Below are 20,672 nucleotides of genomic sequence, written 5' to 3' on the forward strand. Positions count from 1 at the left end.
AACTCCCGCCTAAGCGGTTGTATAACATGAATCAAAAAACAGTCGGGCAATCGGCATATGTCGGGGTGAAGAAGCAGTGTGATTTAAAACGACCTGTGTTCTGCTGATTGTACCAGGTAGCCGGGCAATCCCCTGCCGGGCGGAAAAACCAAAGCGCGTTGCTCGCTGGCCATATACGTTCCCCATTGATCACTCTTCGGGCAAGCTGACGATCCCGCTCCCTGGCCCGTTGATAAAAATAGCCCTTTTGTGTTGCTTCAAACCCTCCTGGGCTCTGGAACACCATATCATTCATATTGCGGACGTTTTGAAAATCCAGGCAGTTGCCCAGTATCCGATTCACGCCGACATTCCCGACCATGAGCATGCCCTGCTCGCCTTCACCTTCTGCCTCTGCGCGGATCAATCTTGCCAGAAGATCCACATCATTCGAATTCGTTTTGATGACTGCCACAGAGTTCCCCTCGCTTCCTTAAGATCACTTTGTATTTGTATGTGCATTCGCCCATAAATGTGACTAAGTGAAGAGAAAAAAAGTTCCTTACCGCAACTCACCACGGTAAGGAACTTTAGCTCCCTGCATCTATTCATCACTTCACAGCATGATCGGAATAAACATATCTGAACGTATACTCTCCTGAGCCCGCTTGAATCACAACGCCCGCTTCCCCATCACATGCAGATTGGATCCCGTTCGCTTGGTCTAGAGGTATCGCCTCTCCTTCTGTAACGCTGGATGCATCAAAAGCGCCTGGCAGACGGATTTCCGCCGTTGCATTTGGCGGGATGGTTACCTCCAGTTGAAACTCTCCACTTTCCATTCTCCAGCTTGACCGGACGGTTCCATACAGCGTATCGATCTTGCCTTCAGCCCATGTCAATCCTTCGCCGGGCACGGGCGCAATCACGATATGCTTATAACCCGGCGCCTCCTCCACGGTTTGTATGCCGGCAACCGTACGATACAACCACTCCCCGATGGCTCCGTATGCATAATGATTAAATGAATTCATATCGCGGCTCCAGAAGCTGCCGTCCTCCTTTATTCCGTCCCAATGCTCCCATATCGTGGTAGCGCCTTTCGTAATCGGATACAGCCATGAAGGATAGTCCCGCTGCAGCAGCAGCTTATACGCCGCGTCATGCATCCCATGCTGACTTAATACATGGTTAATATAAGGTGTGCCCACAAAGCCTGTCGTAAGATGATGCCTGCTCTCCTCCAGCAGTGAACAGAGACGTTTCGCTGCCCGTTTTTCGGCCTCTTCATCCAGCAACCCAAACATGAGCGCAAGCACATGCGCGGTCTGAGTCGAAGCCGCGAGCCTTCCGGACGGGGTCACGAATTCGTTACGAAATGCAGCGACAACCCTTTCCTTAAGCGTGGCATACGCTGCCGCATCTTTTTCTTGTCCCAATACCACGGCCGTCTTCCTAAGCAGTTCTACCGAATAAGCATAAAACGCCGATGCGATAAAATCCCGCTCTGTAGCACCCACATAGTCACCGGATTTCGCATCAAGCCCCAGCCAATCACCGAAATGGAAGCCGGTATTCCACAAATATTCATTCTCCCCTTGTGCTTGGATGTAGGAAACCCAGTTCTTCATACTCTTATATTGACGCTCCAATATCCGTCGGTCGCCATAACAGACATATAGGGTCCACGGGCATATGACCGCTGCATCTCCCCATGCGGCCGAAGCATATTGACCATCTCCGAGTACATGAGGGACAACGAACGGAACGGCTCCGTCATCGCGCTGCTCTGCAGCCAGATCGGATAACCACTTGGTGAAGAAAGGAGCCACGTTGGCAAGATAAGCAGCTGTACCTATAAACATCTGCGCATCTCCCGTCCAGCCAAGCCGCTCGTCACGCTGCGGACAATCCGTGGGCACATCCAGGAAATTTCCCTTAAGCCCCCATCGAATGTTGCTCTGCAATTGATTCACCATAGGTTCCGAGCATTGGAAAGTCCCGGTCTCTTCAAAATCCGAATGAAGCACAACCGCTTCGAAAGCCCCCCGGTCCAGCTGCTCCTCCGTAAAACCGTCTAAGCGGACATACCGGAAGCCTTGGAACGTAAAATGGGGTTCGTAGGTTTCTTTCCCGCCACCTTTTAACGTGTACTGAATCGTTTGTTTAGCGGTTCGAAGGTTCTCCGTATAAAAGTTACCCTTGGAATCCAGTATCTCCGCATGCTGCAGCGTCAAGATAGTTCCCTTGTCACCGGACACGCTAAATCGGACCCATCCCACCAAATTCTGTCCGAAGTCGATGACGGTTTCACCTTTAGGCGTGGTCAGCCATTCAACGGGCTCCACCGTTTGGATGGCTCTTACAGGCTCGTTAATCTGAGGCTTCAACATGTCAAACCCGTGATCGAGCAATTCGACACCCTGCCAATCATTTGAGTTATAATTTCCTGAACTGAAGCCTTCCAGCTCCAACCGGGCATCGTAGGTTTCACCATGATAGAGTTCCGACATTCTGATCGGGCCTATGGCCGACTGCCAGCTTGAATCGGTTGCCATCACTTCTTCGCTCCCGTCTGCATACGTAATATGCAGCTCCAGCAAAAGGGCTAATCGATCCCCATAGATTGAACTCCGTTCCTCCCATCCCAATTGACCCCTGTACCATCCATTTCCGAGCCAAGCTCCGATTGCGTTTAGGCCAGTGTTCAGCATGTCCGTCACGTCATAACTTTGCGTCTGTATCGTATGTTCGTAACTCGTCCAACCGGGTGTGAAATAACAATCTCCCACCCGATGTCCGTTCAGTTCCAGTTCATAAAGGCCTAAGGCCGAGGCGTATATTCTTGCCTTCGAAATGGGCGACTTCAAGCTGAAGCTCTTGCGAAGCAGCGGTAGATGAGCAGAGTCCGCAGGCAGCAAAGAATGTGGTGCCGATATCCATTTCCCCACCCATTTCTCCCCTTGCAGTTTACCCGTCTCCCAATAGGCTGTATCCGACCATTCCGATACGTCCCCGACTTGATTCCAGACGCGGACTCGATAAGTATAGCGCTTACAAGACGATGCACGCCATTCGCTTAATTCCACATGAACGGATTGTGATGACGCCACTTTCCCTGAGGTCCAAAGGGGATTGGCAAAGTTATTATCATTTGAAACCTCAATCTCATAGGCCGTTTGACTAACCGCTCTTTCGTCCGAGACCAACTTCCAGCTTAAACGCGGGTGTTTCTCCCCGATTCCTATCGGATTATGCTGATACTCACATCGTAAATCCGTTACGCTGAACATAGATCATTCCTCCGTTCCCTTTCATAAAAAAAGTTATCACAACAATCAAGTTCTATAGGCCGCAATCCGGGATGTTCGCTTCCTAACCGTGCCTATTTCAACTATTATTATAAGTGAACCTGAACGTGGAATTATGGGGATATCGGACAATAATATGAGGCATAACGGACATTCTTCCCCTATTAACGATGAGGAGTATGATGATGAAGCGACCGATGGAAACCTATTATGGAGATACCTTTTTCCAGAATGACACCTTGATGTATGTGAATCGAAACGCCGAGAATTTTACAGGCTCTTATCATAACCATGATTTTCTGGAGATTGCTTATATTGCGGAGGGTGAGGGCTTTCATCACCTGGAGAACTCGGTTCAGCGCGTACGCAAAGGTCAAATGTTCTATATACCACTCGGAATATCTCATGTATTCCGGCCCACTTCTGCAAACGGGAAACCGCTCATTGTGAACAATTGCATATTCTCTGTACAGCTGCTGCCCAAATTGATAGCTTTTGCAACAGATTCGGAGACTGCAGCCTTTTTGAAACGCATGGAGGATGGGTCCCTTGGATACCACGCGATTATGGACCGACATGATCGCTTCGAGAGGCTCTTCGGCTCCCTCTATGAACAAAATGCCATGCCAGGCAGCGGTTCTGCCGTTTATCTGCACACGCTGCTGTTACAGCTGATCATTGAATTCTGTCGTGTCATTGAGCATTCCCATACTATACCTTCGGTGCCGCAGCACCATTCCTTCCAGGATGTCCTTCAATACGTGGAAGGGCAGTACATGCATGAGCTCACTTTGACACACCTTGCCCAAATCAGCGGATTCAGCGAGCGCCATTTGCAGCGATTGTTCCGCCGGTATACAGGCCAGAGCTGGCATCATTATCTGCAGACCGTGCGGATTCGAATAAGCCGCGAGCTGCTGCGCACCACCACAGACAAAATCAGTACGATTGCCGAGAAGGTCGGTTATAAGGACATGCATTCTTTCCACTCGGTGTTTAAGCGAAATACAGGGCTCACGCCTGGTCAATACCGGAGCGATATTCAGCATCATTCATCAACGACCTGACTCTCCTGCAAATAAACAAAGCATGATGATCCTCAAGGTATCCAAGGTCATCATGCTTAGGAATATGCTCCTTCTTTTCCATTTCTTATTTGAAGTATCTTGCGTGCTCTTCCGCCCACTCGGCAAACGTTCTTGCAGGACGTCCTGTGATCTGTTCAACCTTTTGATTGACGGTATATGCTTCGATCGGTGGATTCTTGTACCAGTTGATGACGTAATCGATGACACCCTCATCGACTCCAAGTTCGGCCATTCGTTTACGCTCCTGTTCTTCGGTTAACTGGATAAACTTTATATCTTTACCGATAAAGCGGCTAAGAACCTGCACCTTGTCAGGAACCGTTAGCGCCTCGGGACCGGTTAAGGTATACATTTGGCCCGCATGGACGTCCTCCGACAGGACCGCTGCAGCCACCCGTCCGATATCCTGCTCATGTATCGAAGCATTTAACGAAGCACCAAACAGATCGCGTACTACACCCTCTGTTCGTATCGATTCTCTCCAATTCATAACATTGGACATGTAATCGACCGGCTGCAGCTGTGTCCATTCCAGATGACTCGATTCTACTGCTTCCTCCACCGTCCCTTTCTTTCCGTCCCATAATATGCTTACACGCCTTACTCCCGCAGCCTCGGCGATCCGTATAATCTCCTCCCCTGTCGTAAGCGGGACGTAACCTGCTCCAGTCGTGATTAAATGAAGCCCGGTCACACCCTCTAATGCTGGAATCAGCGTGTCGGGGTTACTCAGATCACCGGCAACCACTTCTACGCCAGCAGGTAATTTGGCAGAAGCAGGATAACGGCTGAGTGCCCTGACGCTATGTCCAGCCCTTAGCAGCTCATGCACAACATGACGACCTACTTTGCCTGTCGCACCTGTAACTAGTATTGTCATGGTTTATTCCTCCTTTATCTCAATAACAAGCCTACAGCAGCGGTACTTCCTTGTAGTTCCATTTAAACGTAATTCCAGACCGGTTACGTCCAGCTCTGGTCTACATCAGCCATACAAAAAAGGCCTTATCCGAAGATAAGACCTGTCACTACGACTATAGTCTGATGTTTATGTGTTGAACCAATGGTTCCTTATCGCGTACAGCGCTGCCTGGGTACGATCCTGTACCTCCATTTTTCCCAGAATATGCGTGATATGCGTCTTTACCGTTTTCTCGGCAATATGTAGTTCTGCGGCGATTTCTTTGTTGCTCCTGCCCAATGTAATCTGTTCAAGAACATGCTGCTCACGGATCGTCAGAATGTCGATTCCTTTGACAACCTCGGGATCTGTCGCCACATGGGCAATTAATTGGTTTGTTACCTGAGGATGAAGCATGCGGTTTCCGTTTACAGCGGCAATGATGGTTTCGACCAGCACTTTAGGCTCGATATCCTTCAGTTGATATCCAATCGCTCCCGCTTTTATCGCCGGCAGAACCGAATCCCGGTCGGCAAAACTGGTGAGAATGATGACTTTCATATGAGGAAACTTGCTTGTGATTCGCTTTGTGGCTTCAACTCCGTCCATCTCCGGCATTTTCAGATCCATCAGTATCACATCAGGCAGCAGCTTTTCTACCTTCTCCAGAGCCTCCAGCCCGTTCAGGGCTTGATCTACGATTTCTATCATGGGCTGTGTCTGCAGGAAATAACGCAACCCCCTTAATACGACAAGATGATCATCAACGATGAGAACTTTAATCTTCTTCATTGATCTATAACCTCTTCCTTTGTCCACAACGGTATCATGATCGTCAGCATCGTCCCCGTACCTTCCTCACTGCTAATGCTTAATGTTCCTTGTAGCTCAGAAGCCCTTTCCTTCATGCTGGTAAGCCCAAACGAGCGGGGACACAGTTCGGGCGATCCGGGGTTGAATCCTCGGCCTTGATCCGATATTTTCATATAGAGATAGGAGCCGTCTTTTTCCATTCGGATCCATGCCCGATTCGTTCCCGCGTGTTTGCTGATATTGTTTAATGCCTCCTGCCCAATTCGATAAAGGGTCTCTTCCACCCGGTTCGTCAAAACAGGGATTTCCTTCATGAGAAACGTCAGCTGTATGCCAAGTTTCTCGGCATAGTCCTTCAGCGATGCCAGTATCCCTTTGGCCTCTCCCGAAGGTCTGAGCTGCCAAATTAACGTCCGCATTTCGGTGAGCGTTTCTTGAGCCAGCTGCCCAATGTCATGTATAGCCTCAGCCGTATGCGTGTTCTCATGTAAGGTCGTCTCGCGAACGCCTTGAGCAAGCAATGAAAGAGAGAACAGCTTTTGATTGACGGAATCATGAAGATCCCGTGCCAAACGGTTCCTCTCTTCCACCAGCAATAAATCCTGCCACTCGTAATATAAACAAATTTTTTCAACCGCTAGTGAAATATGCTCCGCCAGCACCTCTAAGATTTCAACCTCCAGTTCACTGAAGGGACCACTCTCCCGTCCAATGAGGAGCACCCCCATCGTCTCATAGGTTTGAAAAATGCGCTCAAGATGCTTTAATGGTATCGCTGCCGTATACGAATGGGGCTGAATGCCGGGAAGCACCCGGAGAAGGCCTTCCTGAACCACCACGCTTTGTTCCTCATATGCACGTTGTACGATTCCTGACTTTCGCGTGGACTTTTTGGCATCCTTACGCACCAGCTCCTTGCCGCTCTGCGTCTGCCCATTCTGATGGACTGTACGAAGATACAAGTTGTCATCGTCAGACGTAATCATGGCCACGCACGGCCAGTCAAATGAATAAGCAAGCTGCTCCACGATCGCCACAAGCATTCTCTTCATATCGTTAATTTTCCATAGATATCTTGTTACTTTGCTTGCCTTGGCATAATAGTCGACGATAAAACGGGCGATGCTGTCCACCGCCTGTTTCTCCTTTTGCTCGGACAGTTTTGTTCGCTCGACCGCAGTTCCAATTTGATAGGCAACGGATTGTAACAACGCAAGTTCTCCCTCGCTAAAATGCGCTTTGCCCGGCGAACCCACATTCAGCAGCCCCAGTCGTTTACCTTGAACCGTAAGCGGAATCGTAGCATGATGGGTCAGATTGCGAGTTTCTCCCCAGGACTGCTCTTTGGCATTATGCAGACGTTCACATTCAATAATCGTAACCGGTTCATTTAAAGTTCCTTCCCAATACATGCGAAGGCATAGGCAATCTCCGCATCGCATCGGTTTTTGATTATCCCATGATAAAGCAGGAGGAAGGTTGAAATCAGCCATCTTGGTATAGTCAGGTTTATCCTCGACCAGAAAAAGCCACCCTGTCTCAAGATGGGTTAAATCCAACAGTTTTTCGAGTGTCGTCTGCAGCATTTGCTTCATATCGTTGCTCTGATTCAAATTTTCCGCAATCGTCTTCAGAATGAGCAATTCTTCAACGTATTGGTCTTTATCACATAACATCAGGCTCACCTCCATCCCATTCCGAAAAGTGAAATATTATGGGTTAGATTATACACTCACGCAACCTATTACCCCAGCTCTTTCTCCAGAAGCACTTCATCCTCCCGCGTATAACCTGATTTCTCATATGCTCCGATGGCTTGGTGATTATCCTCCATTTGAAGAGTAGGTGCAGGCGTCCTTTTACTCGCCAGTATACCATCTTTATCCAGCCTTAACTTCCATCTCCTATCATAAAAAAAAGATCCTGCCGCGTAAACAGCAAGGACCTTATAAACTCAAATGATATTATACTGCGGTAACCGAGAACATCAGGCCGCAATAGATGAACACAACTGCGCCTAAAGCGCTTAACAGCGCGCCTGCTGCGGCCCGGTTTCTGCGAAATACATTCACGACATTCCACAGTAGAACAAGCCCGAGACACAGACTAAGAATGCCTATCCAACTCCACGTAAATGCCAGTTCACCAATCGCAAACCCGGGATGGAACCAAACAAAGGTTGCAGCAGGACCATATGAGGCCAATGTATCCATCACCTCATGCGGAGCCGGCTGCTGGTTCATGTATCCGGTAACGATATAAATCAACCAGATCAGAACTCCTTCACTTCGTGCCCATGCCACCGGATGGTAACCGGAATCCCGGCGCAGCTTGCGCTTTACGAGATGACCGTTTACAAACGCGAATGCCAACAGCGGCAGAATGAGAATATGCTTAACCAGCAGAGCCTGTCCATAAGACAACGTCCAGCTGTTTATGGGCTCCGGCGTCACGGCTGTCATCAGGAACAGACCCGATCCGATGACCATGATGACACAGACGATCGCTAATGGATGGAACCATCCGAGAAACGCACTCCAGCGGCTCTGATCCGTAGTGAACCATCCTGTTATCAGCAATGTTCCCGTCCAGATCGCCATCGCTGTGAAATGGCCGAAGAATGCAAGCTGTCCTGTGCTTTCAAACAGGGAGGCGGCGTGGTTAAACGAAGACATCGCCACCGCAATGCCCAGCAAGGCAACGGGCATAAGCCAGCGTAATGCGGAACCCGGTTTCCGGCGGACGATCATGGTCAGAATCCCCAATAGGATCGAAAGAACCAGAATCCAGGCGTAACGCTCACCCTCGCTGAACTTGAACATGATGCTGTTAAAAGACTTCCAAAACCCGATATCATCCTTGAAGAACATCATGATCTGCAGCAGCGGCACAAATCCGAATACGAGGATGGCCGCTGCCGCCAACGGACCAAGCCAGGCCGGAACCGAAATGTCCGGTTTATATGCTTTCGGTACCAGGGAGAGTACCGTGATGCCTGCCAGAATGGCGTAGGCTAAATATAGAAACGGCTCACTTAACCAATAGTAAGACATTTATTTTTTCTTCCGTGATGCTCGAATTCCAAAGTAACCTGCAACAAGTGCGACAATCACGATGACCACGATCCACACGGTTGACCCGCTGCCTCCCGATTGTTCGGGAGCTGAATTGTCCGCTTGCTGATCCTGGCCAGCCGTTTGATCCGCGTTGTCTGCGGAGGTATCGTCTGCAGGCGCTGTTTCATCCTGTGTATTTCCTGTATCCGCAGGCGTTTCTTCGGTATCGGCTGGTGTCTCGGGGGGAGCTTCCGCTTCCGGGGCATCTATCTCGAAAGCGTATGTCCCATCCACGGGATGTCCATCGCCGCCGACGATTTTCCATTCGACCGTGTAGGAGCCGGATGGAAGCGGTGCTGCTAGCGTTCCCAGCATGGTATTCTGGTTGACCTTGACCTCGGCTACTTCAACCGATTCGCCTTGCGCATTTTTAACCTTGAGCGTGCTCAAGTTTTCATCGATATTTTCATTAAATGACAGGCTTACTTCCTGAACGCTTTCCGTCAGCTTGGCATCCGCCGCGGGCGTACTGGTTTCCAGCTTGGAATGGGCCCACGTTGCTGTCGGGAACACCAGTATTAGCAGCAGACCCAAGGTCAGCAAGACTGAAGTTTTCACATGTTTCAACACGCATATCTCCTCCAAACCATTTATCTTAAATTTGAATCTTCCTCATCATAACAAAGACATCCTGACAATGCTAATGTGTATATTGTGAACAATGATCCTATGATTTTTTACATAAAAAAGGGAATGCCGCATAGAACGCGACATCCCCGGAATGATTCATAGATTCAATTATCTTGACCTCTCTCATACCAATAGCCAGGTATCCCTTTGGTCAGTCGCAGCAAGGCTTCGAGATAATAGTAATCGCCCCAGACCATATAATCATCCGGTCCGACGCCCCCTCTGACGTAATAGGAACCATGCTTGATCAATCCTTCCTCACCCGCCTCACCGATGGTAGAATATCGGTTTACGAGAGATATCATCGACTTATCGACGGCTTCTGTCAATAGCCCTTTATTGTCATCTTCTCCGTCCAGATGCTCCAATATCTCCAGCATGCCGCACGCCGCAATGGCGGAAGCGGAGCTGTCGCGAGGTGTTCCCTCTTCAATCGGAACGTCAAAATCCCAATACGCAACATGATCCTCCGGCAGATATTCGATAAAGAAACGGGCGGCACGTAAAGCCGTATCCAAATATTTCGGATCACGGGTATAGCGGTAGGAGAGCGCAAATCCGTAGATGGCCCATGCCTGGCCGCGCGTCCATGTAGAGCCGTCATGATATCCTTGATGCGTTCCTCCTCGGATGGGGGTTCCATCCTCCGGATTGAAGTAAAAGGTATGATACGACGAATCATCCCCGCGCATTAAGTAACGCCGGCTCTTGTCCGCGTGCGCTACGGCCACGCGCTTGTATCGCTCATCACCCGTCTGATCATATGCCCAATACAGCAGCGGAATGTTCATCATGCAATCGATGATAATGCGGCCGCCGTTCTTCTCGTCGCCTTTCCGGCCCCAGGCCTGAATATACTGACCTTCTTCCCGCCAGCGCAGCATCAGATGATCCGCTGCTTTCAATGCGAGCTGTTTGCCTTCGACATGTTCATCCACGATCCACGCGGCCAATGCAGAGGGCAAATACAGAAATCCGATATCGTGATGGTCCAGATGCCGCTTTTCCTGCAGGCGCAGCTTGTAATCCTCCAATTGGGCTATTGCCGTTTCCTTAAACAGTGGGTCCTTCGTATATTCATAACACAGCCAGATCATCCCGGTGTAGAATCCTTCAATCCAGTCATTGCTTTCTCCCCACTCGTAACGCTTCTCTTCCGTGATATGAGGAAACTTCATCGGGAATTGTCCGATATTCCGCTTTGTTTTTTCTACCGCATCCCTAATGGCTTGCTCCCACATGAGTCAACTACCTCCTTATTCTTTGATAGCTCCGATCATGACGCCCTTCACGAAATATTTCTGCAAAAATGGATACAGAAACAAAATCGGCAGCGTAGCCACCATAATCGTTGCATACTTAATCGTTTCGCCAACCGGCATCCGATCTCCCCCGCCTACCGAGGTCATCATGCTGCTGGTATCGTTTTGAATCAGAATTTCGCGCAGGATCAGCTGCAGCGGAAACAAGTTTCGATCCCTTAAATAGATGAGGGCATCAAACCATTTATTCCAGTGCCATACCCCGTAAAAGAGTACCATGACGGCAATGACCGGCAGCGATAGCGGGATGATGATCCGGAACAGAATGGTCCAGTCGCTGGCTCCGTCGATCCGTGCGGATTCCTCAAGCGCATCCGGTATCCCTTGGAATGCCGTTCGCATAATAATCAAGTTCCATGTCGTCATGGCGCTTGGAATAATCAATGCCCAGTACGTATCAAGCAGACCCATATTTTTCACGAGCAGGTATTTCGGGATGAGCCCGCCGTCAAAAAACATCGTCATTACGATCAGCATCATGATGGTGCCCTTCCACATCACGTTTTTCCTGGATAAGCCATAGGCTCCGAGAGCCGTCATCAGAATGTTCAGCGTCGTGCCGACCACCACATAAAATATTGTGTTCAGGTAGCTTCGGATAATATTGGGGTTCTCAAATACCATACGATAGGAATCCAGCGAGAAGCCCTTGGGCCACAGCAGGATTCCCCGGTGCTGAACGAAATCAGCCGGCGTGCTGATTGAAGCAAACAATACGTAGAGAAACGGGTATAACGTGACAATCGATAGCAAGCACAAGAGAATGACATTCGCAGAATCAAACAGGACTTCACTGACAGATTTTGAAGTACGCATAGATGCCCCCCTTTCTACCACAGCTTCGTATCCGTAAACCGCTTGCTGAGATAATTGGCTCCAATAAGCAGCATAAAGTTAATCATGGAATTAAACATGCCGACGGCGGCACTAAAGCTGTAGCTTGCTTCCAGAATCCCCTTACGGTAGACGTAGGTACCGATCACGTCGGCCGTCTCATAGGTAACCGGATTGTACATAATCAGGATCTTCTCATCCTGCAGCGCCATAAAGGAACCAATCCGCAAGATGAGCAGAATGATGACCGTTGGCAGAATGCCGGGCAGCGTAATTTGAAGCATCTGCTTCCAGCGGCCGGCACCGTCCACTTTAGCCGCTTCATAAAGGGACGGATCGATATTGGAAATAGCTGCGAGATATATAATGGAGCCCCAACCGATTCCCTGCCAGATGGCGGATGAGGTATAAATGGTGCGGAACCATTCCGGCAGCCGCATGAATGATATCGGTTTGCCGCCGAAGTAGGTGATGATATGATTAATCAGCCCGTCTACCGACAAAAAATCGACCAGCATCCCGACAACCACAACTACAGATATGAAATGGGGAATATACGTAATGGATTGTACCGTCCGCTTAAATATGCGATGTCGTACCTCATTCAGCATTAACGCGAGCACGATGGATGCGGGAAAAACAAATATGAGATCGTACGCGCCCAGGATAATGGTATTGGTAACCACTCGTTCAAAGAAAAATCCGTTAAAGAAATCGCTGAAGTGCTGAAATCCGACCCACGGGCTATTCCATATGCCGAGCCCTGCCGAGAAGTTTTTGAACGCAATCTGCAGGCCATATAACGGTCCATAGTGAAACACGGCATAAAAAGCCACAACCGGCAGCAGCATCAGGTAAATCGTGGAGTTCCGGCGAAAGTCCTTCGCAGCTCTTGCGCTGAAGCTCTCTGGCTTGCTCTGTATCGTAACGCGGTTTGTCTCTTTCTTAAGCTGCACCGTATGCCCTCCTCTGACAAAAAGATCATTTACAGTTAGAGGGAGAATCCCGAGGTATTCTCCCTCTTCATGCGCCTACAACTTAACGGCTGTTGAACCGGTCCAGCGCGGCTTGCTGAATCTGGAGCGCTTCCTCAATGCCCATACCTTGAACCGTTTGGACAAATTGATCAAACCCGCTGATCGGCTCCACGCCCATAATGAATTTGTTAACCATCTCTTCGTAGTACGTATTAATATCGTTCATGATCGAGGCATAACGTGTGCTTTCTTCAGCCGTTGGCGAAATAATCGGCATCAAACGGTCATTCTCCGCCTTCATCCATGTCTCAATGGCCGCTTTCTGCTGAGGAAGCGCGGAATACTGCTCGATGTAACGGCGATCCTGGACGAAAGGTCCCGAATAACTGGCCAGATTGTATTTCGACAACGCCTGGGTGATCGACAGCCCATCTGGATTTTTCATTACTTCGTCGGTATAGGTCGGGTACCCGTCCTTCATCTCGTAGCTGACTCCCTCGACCCCGAAATTAAACAGCATATGCCCTTCTTCCCCATACTTGTAATCGAGCCATTTCACCGTTTCCGCCGGGAACTTGTTCGCTTTTGTAACAGCCGCCCCAAATCCGTTGAACGGCGAATCCTTCTGTCCAAGGAGCGGCGTGTCCCCCTTCTTCAGCACAACGTTCGGAGCGCCCACCAGTTCGACGTCAGGATTGCTTTTTAGCATGAGCTCGGAATAGCGGCCGAGGCTGCTGCCCATGTAACCGGAGAAGGCACCCACTTGATTGTTGGTCACTTTGGCATCTTTGAGTGTCCCGTCCGTTGCCGCATAATCCTGATCGATCAGGCCTTCGGCATACCATTTGCTCATCGTCTCCAAATACGATTTGAATTCGGGTTGGATGGGTCCATACTGCACCTTCCCGTCCACCTGATAAAATCCGGTCGTAATTCCCCACGCGCCGACAAAGGCATGGTTGATGCCCGTCATATCCATATCAAGCAGGAGCGGGATTTCATCCGCTTGCCCATTTCCGTTCGGATCCTTGGTCTTGATCGCCTTCAATACTTCATACCACTCATCGATCGTTTCCGGAACGGACAGCTGAAGCTGGTCAAGCCAGTCCTTGCGAATGATAAGGCCGTTAAAGGTCAGCAAATATTCGTCCCCGCGGATAAATGGAAATACGTAAATGTTCCCTCCGTCTGTCGTGATCAATTTTTTGTATTCCGGATGCTCGTTCAACACTTTCGATAAATTCGGCGCATGCTCTTCAATCAACTCATTCAGGCGAATGATCGACCCGTCCGAAATGGCTTTATCCGGGCCTCCTGATACGTTGGCCCATCCATGCTCCACAACATCCGGCAAATTGCCTGACGAAACCATGATGTTAAAGGCGTCTGCCTCCTGGCCCGCCGGCGGATGCTGGAACTTCACTTTGGTGCCTGTCGTTTTCTCCAATTCCTGATATGCAGCGATTCCGTTCATATCCTGCATTGTTGCTGATGCATTTGCATTCAGCGATACCCAATAGGTCAACTGTTCAGGATATCCCGGGTCACCTCCAGCGGCCACGCCTGTTCCTTCCTTACCTTTTTCGCCGGCAGGCTCCTCGGCCCCCGAGCTTTTTCCGCTGCATCCGGCAATCATAGCCACAATCAGCATAAAGATCGCAAGTCTCGCAACACGTTTCCGGTTTGTTTTCAAATCACGACGCCTCCCTTTTTTCCTAATGAATGATCATCTGATAAGACTAGGCCCAAGTTATTCCAACCAGCCCTGCCACAAATATTAATGCTGAAGCGCTTACAACGTATACCGTACAGTTTCAACATTCATAAACAGGGATTAAGAATTGAGATGATCATTTCTTAAGGTCGATGATAGGGAATGCAGGGTTTCCTTGTATTTTCCCGGGGTGATGCCTTCGTATTTCTTGAATACCCGGATAAAACCGACGTCACTGGTATACCCGACGGAACGGGCAATGTGCGATATTGTATTTTTGGCATCCCGCATCATTTCCTTGGAGCGCTCGATCCGAATCTTGGCCAGGTAATCCGTGAGATTGGTGCCGCTGTTTTTCTTGAAGAAAGCCGACAGATAGGGCGGCGTAATATCGAACTGCTCGGCAATGGAAGACAGACTGATCATGGCATCGTCGTGGTGATCCGCAATGTAGCTCTTGATCTTCTCAAGCAGCAGCGAAGAGGAATCTCCCCTTTGATCTCTTACGTAGAGACAGACCTTGCCGAGCATCCATTTCACTTCCCGGTAGAGCTCCTCTACCGTACTTCCTTCCGTAATTTCCTCAAGCGATTTCCCCGACTCGCCGAATATATCCTCGTACTTCAAATTCAATGCATTCAGCAGCTTGAACATGGTGCTGAGCAGGTTAGCGAACATGAGTCTGCCGAGTTCAGGTGAGATGGATTGTCCATTGAAGTTATTGTGGTACAGACACTGGATGATATCCTGCGCCTTACCCGTATCCCCGCTTTTCATGGCGTTAATGAGCTGGATTTCCGTCTCAATGGGAAAATCATAATACACCCCCGTTTTCTGCTTCATTTCTTCGTACAATAAAATCGGTTTATACGCAGTAAAAATGGAATATTCCAACGCCTTCAAGCTTTCGGTGTAACCGCTCGCCAAACATCCAAGACCTGTGCGGATGTCGCTGATCCCGATTGTTATCTCGGATTTAAAGCGCTGTTCAATCACCAGCTTCACTTCCTCTGCCCAATCGTACAGCTGGGCTGCCTTGTCATGCAGCGGTTCTGGCATGTTTAGAATAATGGCAACCACGTTCTTCTCCAGCTCTACGGAATATGCGGTAAAGGGATGAATTTCTTCCGCCACCTTCCCGGTGACAAAACGGATCAGGGCCCATTCGCTTTCCCGCTCATTATGTATGAACCCGCTGGCATCCCTCAGCTCGATCAAGGCAACAACAAAACTCGAATGCGGGAATGAGATCCCCATGAAATCCAGAGCATGATCGGACATATCCGCCGTATCCACGTTCCCCTTCAGTAAACGCTGCAAAAAGTTCGACCGGATCACCGGTGTCTGCCTGGACAATTGCTCTTTCATCTCCGTTTGCTTGCCAAAGGAATCCGCCATGGTCGATTTGATATAATCATATTCGTTACGTACCTTTCCCTCTTTAACCGGATGGGATTGGCGGATGAAGCGGATAATGTCGCGCAAAGGGAAATACGCGCGGTAGGTCATGAACGCACAGGCGGCAATCCCGGCGACAAGACAGATGACCAGAACGCCAACGGCCATTCGTTTGACCATATTGACCTTTTCCATAAACACTTTTTCCGGCACGGCCGATACGTACTCCCACCCACTCCGCGTAGATCTAGTCGATACTGTCATCACACGCGGATGATCCGTGGTTTTACCCATGCGAACCTCGGATTCACCAGCACTCAGAATCACTTGGCCGCTGGCATCCTTGATGTAAATGGTTCCGTGGTTTGTTTTCACAATCTCCTCAAGCAATCCCGCGATCTGCCTCTCCTCAATCAGCATAACAAGCGCGCCTTTGGGATTAGCCTTCTCACCAAATGGAAGCGTTTGCATATATGTGAGCATGCGTTTCTGATTTAACCCCTTGCCAACTTCGGTCACGGGCAAATACCGATTAAAGTGGACACCGTGAAGAACATCTGTTTGATACTGTTGAAAGGTTAATTTTTCGTATCCGTAAATATCGGAAAACAAGACACTGGACGTTGTCTTTAAGGATGGGCTGAGAACCGTATCACTCTCCCGTAGATATACATAAAAATCGGTGATGAAACTGCTGCTGTTACGGTATCGCTGCATTTCCTGCATAAAAGTGTAGTAATTGTAGTTCTCGGTTCCATTTTGAGGGGAACTTGCCTTTAGCAGCGCATCCAGTCGCGGATGCGAAGTGATGTTCCGGGAAATCAGATGCATTTCATCCAGTCGGCTATCCACGACCTGCTTCGCCTGTTCGATCAGTGCCATATTGGAGTTGTTGGCATTCTCGATCATAATCCGCTCGATTTGCGTATACAGTCCCCAGAACACGATGACCGGGATCAGCAGTATCACAAGATAGGACATGAGCAGTGTAACGAACACGGACACTCGATTGGAACGTTCATTTTTTGCGCTGGTTGTCGTCAATTTCCCCATACCCTCATTCCTTCCCATTCTTTAGATGTGACTTTTTCGTACTTACATTAATTACATCATACTGTTTTTATTTATCATGAACAGGTTTTCTTCAAAAATGTTAATGCATCACGAATTTGTATCATATACGAGACGATCGACCCCATGACCATCAAGAAGAAGAGCGCCTTCCATGGGAAGACGCTCTTCTTATTCAGATGAACTAAGGCTCATATATCATTTTGCGGGTCATGCCGCCATCCACAACCAGATGGGCCCCCGTCACGAAATCATTGTCCGGATCGGTAAAATAGAAGCAGGCTTTGGCGATATCGGCCGGGATCCCTACCCGTCCGGCAGGGTGCTGTTTATGGTCCACTGAACGAAGCTCATCATAGTTTCCGGTTTCAATCCAGCCTGGACTTATACAATTCACCCGAATCCCATCGGGTCCCAGGCTAACGGCCATGGCATGGCTCAACGCGACAATGGCTCCCTTGGAAGCTGCATAAGCCTCCGAATTCGGCTCGGACATGATCGAACGCGTGGAGGACATATTGACGACAGCCCCTCCATTCCCAGCCTTTTTCATATGTACCGCCGCTTCACGCGTAGCCAAAAAGCAGCTTCGGGCATTCGTGTTGATCACATCGTCCCAGTCTTCAACCGTAAGCTCATATGGTGATTTCCACCGGGAGACCCCGGCATTGTTAATCAAAATATCGATGGTGCCGGCATATTGAACGGCTTGGTTCATCAGACGTTTAATATCTTCTTCCTTCCTTACATCGCAAGGGACGAAAACCGCGTTCAATCCTTGTTCCTTCAAGATGCTTGCTGCCAGGTTGCCCTGTTCTTCATGAACATCGCTTATTATCACTCGAGCTCCGCTTAGAGCATAAGCCTCAGCCAACCCGCGGCCAATCCCATTGGCAGAGCCCGTTATCACGACCGTTTTATCCTGGAATTTCATATGCTGCCCCTCCTTCTCCTTCATTATATACCACAAGAGAAGGCGGATATAAAAATCAAATCCGACACTTATTTAGGTTGGTCATAACCCCGGACCACGCTAAGATGCGCCCTCGGGTGCCTAACGAACCCGTAATAACGGGTTCCCTGAAAACGCAGCAGTCCCTCGTCTCCTTCCGCGCACATGCCGAATTCCTCCCCATTTACAACAAACTCCATGCGGTCCCCGCTCTCTACTTCAAATGTCAGATAATAGGTGGTACGAGTACGGCTCGACATCGTATCATCTGTCTGCTGCGTATGTTTCACTTCCGTTCGCTTGCTCACAATCTTGGAATCGACCGATAGCAAAGGCTGTCGGTTATTCTGACTCCATTGCAAGATTCCCTTACCGGCCGACAGCAAAATGATCCCGATGACGACGATGAAAAACACGGGCATTACGCTGCCGAAAAAATCGAACATCCAAACTGACCCCGATCCCATACGGCTCCCCCCTCCACCTTGTCTTGAAATATGTATATGCTTTATTTCGGACAATTTAACTCATACCTCATGGAAAGTTTGATTGAAATTTTAAAGAACTTGTCCCTTTCTGGAAGCACCAAAAAAGCCGATGTCTGCACTTTGCCAGTCATCAGCTTCTTCGTGGGACTAGAACGTCCTGTTCCATTCCTTCTCTTCATTGTCTTCATTTCCATTCAATCGTAAGCCAATCTCATCCATTTCATCGTTTCTTCTTGTCCTGTCATTTCATGCTCCTGCGGTGTCATTTCCTGCTCATTCCAGCAAGCCAGACACTGCTCCTCGGTGTCGCATAAACATGCATCATCACAATGGTAGCAAAGGCGGAGGAAATTTATCGTCATTTGATCGGTATGCATATGGATCGTCCCCTTCCAAACAATTTGGAGTATCTGATTACACCTTTATCGTAGCATACATAAAGGTTAATGTTTGTAATTTATTTCACAATATATATTAAAAAAAAGCTTTATCAGAACTGCTGGTCACAGTCGATAAAGCTTTTGATCTGGTCTTGGCGAATTCAATTCAGGTATTCTCACCCTACATTATAGACCCTGCCAGGTTTCTCCGCCGTCACTGCTTTTCATCAGACGCGATCGATTCTTGTCCGTTGTTTCAATCAGCATCCAACCGACATCAGAAGATGTAAACTGCAGTTTTACCACGTTCGGATATTTGGCGAGATTATCGTTCAACAGCTTGCTCCTCGGAAATGGCTTCCAGGTTTTGCCCATATCGTTCGTATGATAAACAATACCATTCACCATTCTCCACCCGTCATGAAGGCGGCGGAAAACAGGCTGAATGGAACCCTTGCCGGTATCACCCGGCATGGGGAATGACACCAGATTCCATGATTTCCCACTGTCGGCAGTAAAGTAACCCAAATAGCTCGCCTGATCATCCTTCACGCAGGTAACCGGTATATAAACCTCGCTTCCGCTACTGCCTCTGCCCAGAAACTTGGGGGTGCCGGCAAAGATCGAACCGCACGAATCCAGCAGCTTGCTCTTGAATATCTGACCGGAGGACTTCCATTTCTGACCTCCATCACGGGTAATATACAATTTGGAGGATTGCATTTCACGAATGGTTGCAAATCCGACAAGCGAATCCGTGAATGTTAAGCCGATGATGGACCCTGTTCGTGGAATCACGCTGCCGGGAACTCGGGATGTAGGATACTCCGTATTCTGCATGACCTCTTCCCATAATCCGCCATTGTTGTTGGTTCGAAATAGCGACTTCTCCTCGGAGCCCCGCGAAAGGTCGCCTTTCGCCATAATCCATCCCTGCTGAGATGAAACGAAGGACATGGCCGTGACGACGCCTGTCTCCGGCAGCGAGGAAAGCTTCCAGGTGTCTCCCCCGTCCGTCGTATTGAGCAGGATCGTTTCGGCTGATCTCTGCTTGTTACGTATAATCCAGCCATGTTTCTTATCCGTAAACACGATGTCTTTCCCATACTCCAGCTTGTCAACGAATTGAACGTTGGATGAAGGAGAGATATCAACCCACGTTTCGCCATAATCTTGGGTCTGGTAAAGGCGCAGTTCCGTGTTCGTTATTCCCCATGCAATCCCCGTTGACTCATTTAAGAGCTGGAAATCCGTCAACCGTGTATGTATCTGATATTTACTTTTTTCCTCAGATGCTTTCATCGCCGTATCCGGCGTTACTAGTGTAATGGTCTGACCTTCTTCTTCATCTTCAACCGATTCAGGAGGGCCTTCTACTGTAGAAGTTTGCTGTTGTTTTATCGGTTCTGAGGTACAGGCTGCTAACATCAATGTCATTATCATTAGCATACTGAGCCAGAATATAAAACGACTTGATCTCAAGAATTCTTCCTCCTCTTATTTCGATGTCATGCTGCAAGTCTGCTTTTTCGACATTATAACATATTACGTCCAACGGAAATGTAAAGAACTGACTTGCAAAATTTACAATACTGTAGCTTTTTTGATAGTGTCAGTCTCATATGTATAAGGATGTTTTTATTATGGAAGACTTTTGGGGTGTGTAATTTTAGCAAGGCAGTTGAATTTAAGGAGGTG

The 20,672-nt window shown here is 48.8% G+C and carries 17 protein-coding genes; 1 reads left to right on the top strand and 16 read right to left on the bottom strand.

Annotation, left to right across the window (positions count from 1 at the left end):
• Positions 1–31: 31 nt before the first annotated feature.
• Positions 32–454 (bottom strand): cell wall hydrolase, encoded by a 423-nt coding sequence (locus ACETK5_RS15455; RefSeq protein ID WP_100536549.1) that lies wholly within the window; start codon positions 452–454, stop codon positions 32–34.
• A gap of 136 nt (positions 455–590) precedes the next feature.
• Complete coding sequence (locus tag ACETK5_RS15460; RefSeq protein WP_100536548.1) at positions 591–3,272, bottom strand: glycoside hydrolase family 78 protein; 2,682 nt, start codon at positions 3,270–3,272, stop codon at positions 591–593.
• A gap of 203 nt (positions 3,273–3,475) precedes the next feature.
• Here ACETK5_RS15460 and ACETK5_RS15465 point away from each other — a divergent pair, with 203 nt between their 5' ends.
• Positions 3,476–4,357 (top strand): AraC family transcriptional regulator, encoded by an 882-nt coding sequence (locus tag ACETK5_RS15465; RefSeq protein ID WP_100536547.1) that lies wholly within the window; start codon positions 3,476–3,478, stop codon positions 4,355–4,357.
• An 85-nt stretch (positions 4,358–4,442) separates the two neighbouring features.
• On the opposite strand, the gene ACETK5_RS15470 is transcribed toward ACETK5_RS15465, so the two are convergent.
• From ACETK5_RS15470 to ACETK5_RS15535, 14 genes are all read right to left on the bottom strand, one after another.
• Positions 4,443–5,258, bottom strand: a complete 816-nt coding sequence (locus ACETK5_RS15470) for an NmrA family NAD(P)-binding protein (protein ID WP_100536546.1) — start codon at positions 5,256–5,258, stop codon at positions 4,443–4,445.
• Positions 5,259–5,426: 168 nt separating this feature from the next.
• Positions 5,427–6,071 (bottom strand): response regulator, encoded by a 645-nt coding sequence (locus ACETK5_RS15475; RefSeq protein ID WP_100536545.1) that lies wholly within the window; start codon positions 6,069–6,071, stop codon positions 5,427–5,429.
• Complete coding sequence (locus tag ACETK5_RS15480; RefSeq protein WP_326112745.1) at positions 6,068–7,768, bottom strand: GAF domain-containing sensor histidine kinase; 1,701 nt, start codon at positions 7,766–7,768, stop codon at positions 6,068–6,070. Before ACETK5_RS15480 ends, ACETK5_RS15475 begins: the two co-directional genes overlap by 4 nt.
• A gap of 288 nt (positions 7,769–8,056) precedes the next feature.
• Entirely contained in the window at positions 8,057–9,145 is a 1,089-nt protein-coding gene (locus ACETK5_RS15485) for a copper resistance D family protein (RefSeq protein WP_100536544.1), read from the bottom strand.
• Positions 9,146–9,778 carry a copper resistance CopC family protein gene (locus ACETK5_RS15490; RefSeq protein ID WP_100536543.1) on the bottom strand — a complete coding sequence of 211 codons (633 nt, stop codon included), beginning with the start codon at positions 9,776–9,778 and terminating at the stop codon, positions 9,146–9,148.
• Positions 9,779–9,942: 164 nt separating this feature from the next.
• Complete coding sequence (locus ACETK5_RS15495; RefSeq protein ID WP_100536542.1) at positions 9,943–11,079, bottom strand: glycoside hydrolase family 88 protein; 1,137 nt, start codon at positions 11,077–11,079, stop codon at positions 9,943–9,945.
• Between the two features lie 15 nt (positions 11,080–11,094).
• Entirely contained in the window at positions 11,095–11,976 is an 882-nt protein-coding gene (locus ACETK5_RS15500; RefSeq protein WP_100536541.1) for a carbohydrate ABC transporter permease, read from the bottom strand.
• A 14-nt stretch (positions 11,977–11,990) separates the two neighbouring features.
• Positions 11,991–12,950 (bottom strand): ABC transporter permease, encoded by a 960-nt coding sequence (locus ACETK5_RS15505; protein WP_100536540.1) that lies wholly within the window; start codon positions 12,948–12,950, stop codon positions 11,991–11,993.
• Between the two features lie 82 nt (positions 12,951–13,032).
• Positions 13,033–14,664 (bottom strand): extracellular solute-binding protein, encoded by a 1,632-nt coding sequence (locus ACETK5_RS15510; RefSeq protein WP_100536539.1) that lies wholly within the window; start codon positions 14,662–14,664, stop codon positions 13,033–13,035.
• Positions 14,665–14,805: 141 nt separating this feature from the next.
• Positions 14,806–17,136, bottom strand: coding sequence for an AraC family transcriptional regulator (locus ACETK5_RS15515; protein WP_100536538.1), 2,331 nt, complete (start codon positions 17,134–17,136; stop codon positions 14,806–14,808).
• Positions 17,137–17,338: 202 nt separating this feature from the next.
• Complete coding sequence (locus ACETK5_RS15520) at positions 17,339–18,088, bottom strand: SDR family NAD(P)-dependent oxidoreductase (RefSeq protein WP_100536537.1); 750 nt, start codon at positions 18,086–18,088, stop codon at positions 17,339–17,341.
• Positions 18,089–18,156: 68 nt separating this feature from the next.
• Positions 18,157–18,573 (bottom strand): DUF2500 domain-containing protein, encoded by a 417-nt coding sequence (locus tag ACETK5_RS15525; RefSeq protein WP_100536536.1) that lies wholly within the window; start codon positions 18,571–18,573, stop codon positions 18,157–18,159.
• A gap of 215 nt (positions 18,574–18,788) precedes the next feature.
• Positions 18,789–18,971, bottom strand: a complete 183-nt coding sequence (locus tag ACETK5_RS15530) for a hypothetical protein (protein ID WP_076321218.1) — start codon at positions 18,969–18,971, stop codon at positions 18,789–18,791.
• A 189-nt stretch (positions 18,972–19,160) separates the two neighbouring features.
• A complete protein-coding gene (locus tag ACETK5_RS15535; RefSeq protein WP_394056623.1) occupies positions 19,161–20,411 on the bottom strand; it encodes a WD40/YVTN/BNR-like repeat-containing protein in 1,251 nt (416 codons plus the stop codon).
• Positions 20,412–20,672 lie beyond the last annotated feature (261 nt).

It is taken from the genome of Paenibacillus ilasis (assembly GCF_043195395.1).
GTDB lineage: Bacteria > Bacillota > Bacilli > Paenibacillales > Paenibacillaceae > Paenibacillus_AQ > Paenibacillus_AQ lautus.

Excerpts from the sequence above, each read along its gene's own strand:
- ACETK5_RS15495 (WP_100536542.1), bottom strand. The coding sequence starts at position 11,079 with ATGTGGGAGCAAGCCATTAGGGATGCGGTAGAAAAAACAAAGCGGAAT.
- ACETK5_RS15470 (WP_100536546.1), bottom strand. The coding sequence starts at position 5,258 with ATGACAATACTAGTTACAGGTGCGACAGGCAAAGTAGGTCGTCATGTT.
- ACETK5_RS15515 (WP_100536538.1), bottom strand. The coding sequence starts at position 17,136 with ATGGGGAAATTGACGACAACCAGCGCAAAAAATGAACGTTCCAATCGA.
- ACETK5_RS15460 (WP_100536548.1), bottom strand. The coding sequence starts at position 3,272 with ATGTTCAGCGTAACGGATTTACGATGTGAGTATCAGCATAATCCGATA.
- ACETK5_RS15525 (WP_100536536.1), bottom strand. The coding sequence starts at position 18,573 with ATGGGATCGGGGTCAGTTTGGATGTTCGATTTTTTCGGCAGCGTAATG.
- ACETK5_RS15465 (WP_100536547.1), top strand. The coding sequence starts at position 3,476 with ATGAAGCGACCGATGGAAACCTATTATGGAGATACCTTTTTCCAGAAT.
- ACETK5_RS15475 (WP_100536545.1), bottom strand. The coding sequence starts at position 6,071 with ATGAAGAAGATTAAAGTTCTCATCGTTGATGATCATCTTGTCGTATTA.
- ACETK5_RS15480 (WP_326112745.1), bottom strand. The coding sequence starts at position 7,768 with ATGTTATGTGATAAAGACCAATACGTTGAAGAATTGCTCATTCTGAAG.
- ACETK5_RS15535 (WP_394056623.1), bottom strand. The coding sequence starts at position 20,411 with ATGACATTGATGTTAGCAGCCTGTACCTCAGAACCGATAAAACAACAG.
- ACETK5_RS15485 (WP_100536544.1), bottom strand. The coding sequence starts at position 9,145 with ATGTCTTACTATTGGTTAAGTGAGCCGTTTCTATATTTAGCCTACGCC.
- ACETK5_RS15520 (WP_100536537.1), bottom strand. The coding sequence starts at position 18,088 with ATGAAATTCCAGGATAAAACGGTCGTGATAACGGGCTCTGCCAATGGG.
- ACETK5_RS15500 (WP_100536541.1), bottom strand. The coding sequence starts at position 11,976 with ATGCGTACTTCAAAATCTGTCAGTGAAGTCCTGTTTGATTCTGCGAAT.
- ACETK5_RS15530 (WP_076321218.1), bottom strand. The coding sequence starts at position 18,971 with ATGCATACCGATCAAATGACGATAAATTTCCTCCGCCTTTGCTACCAT.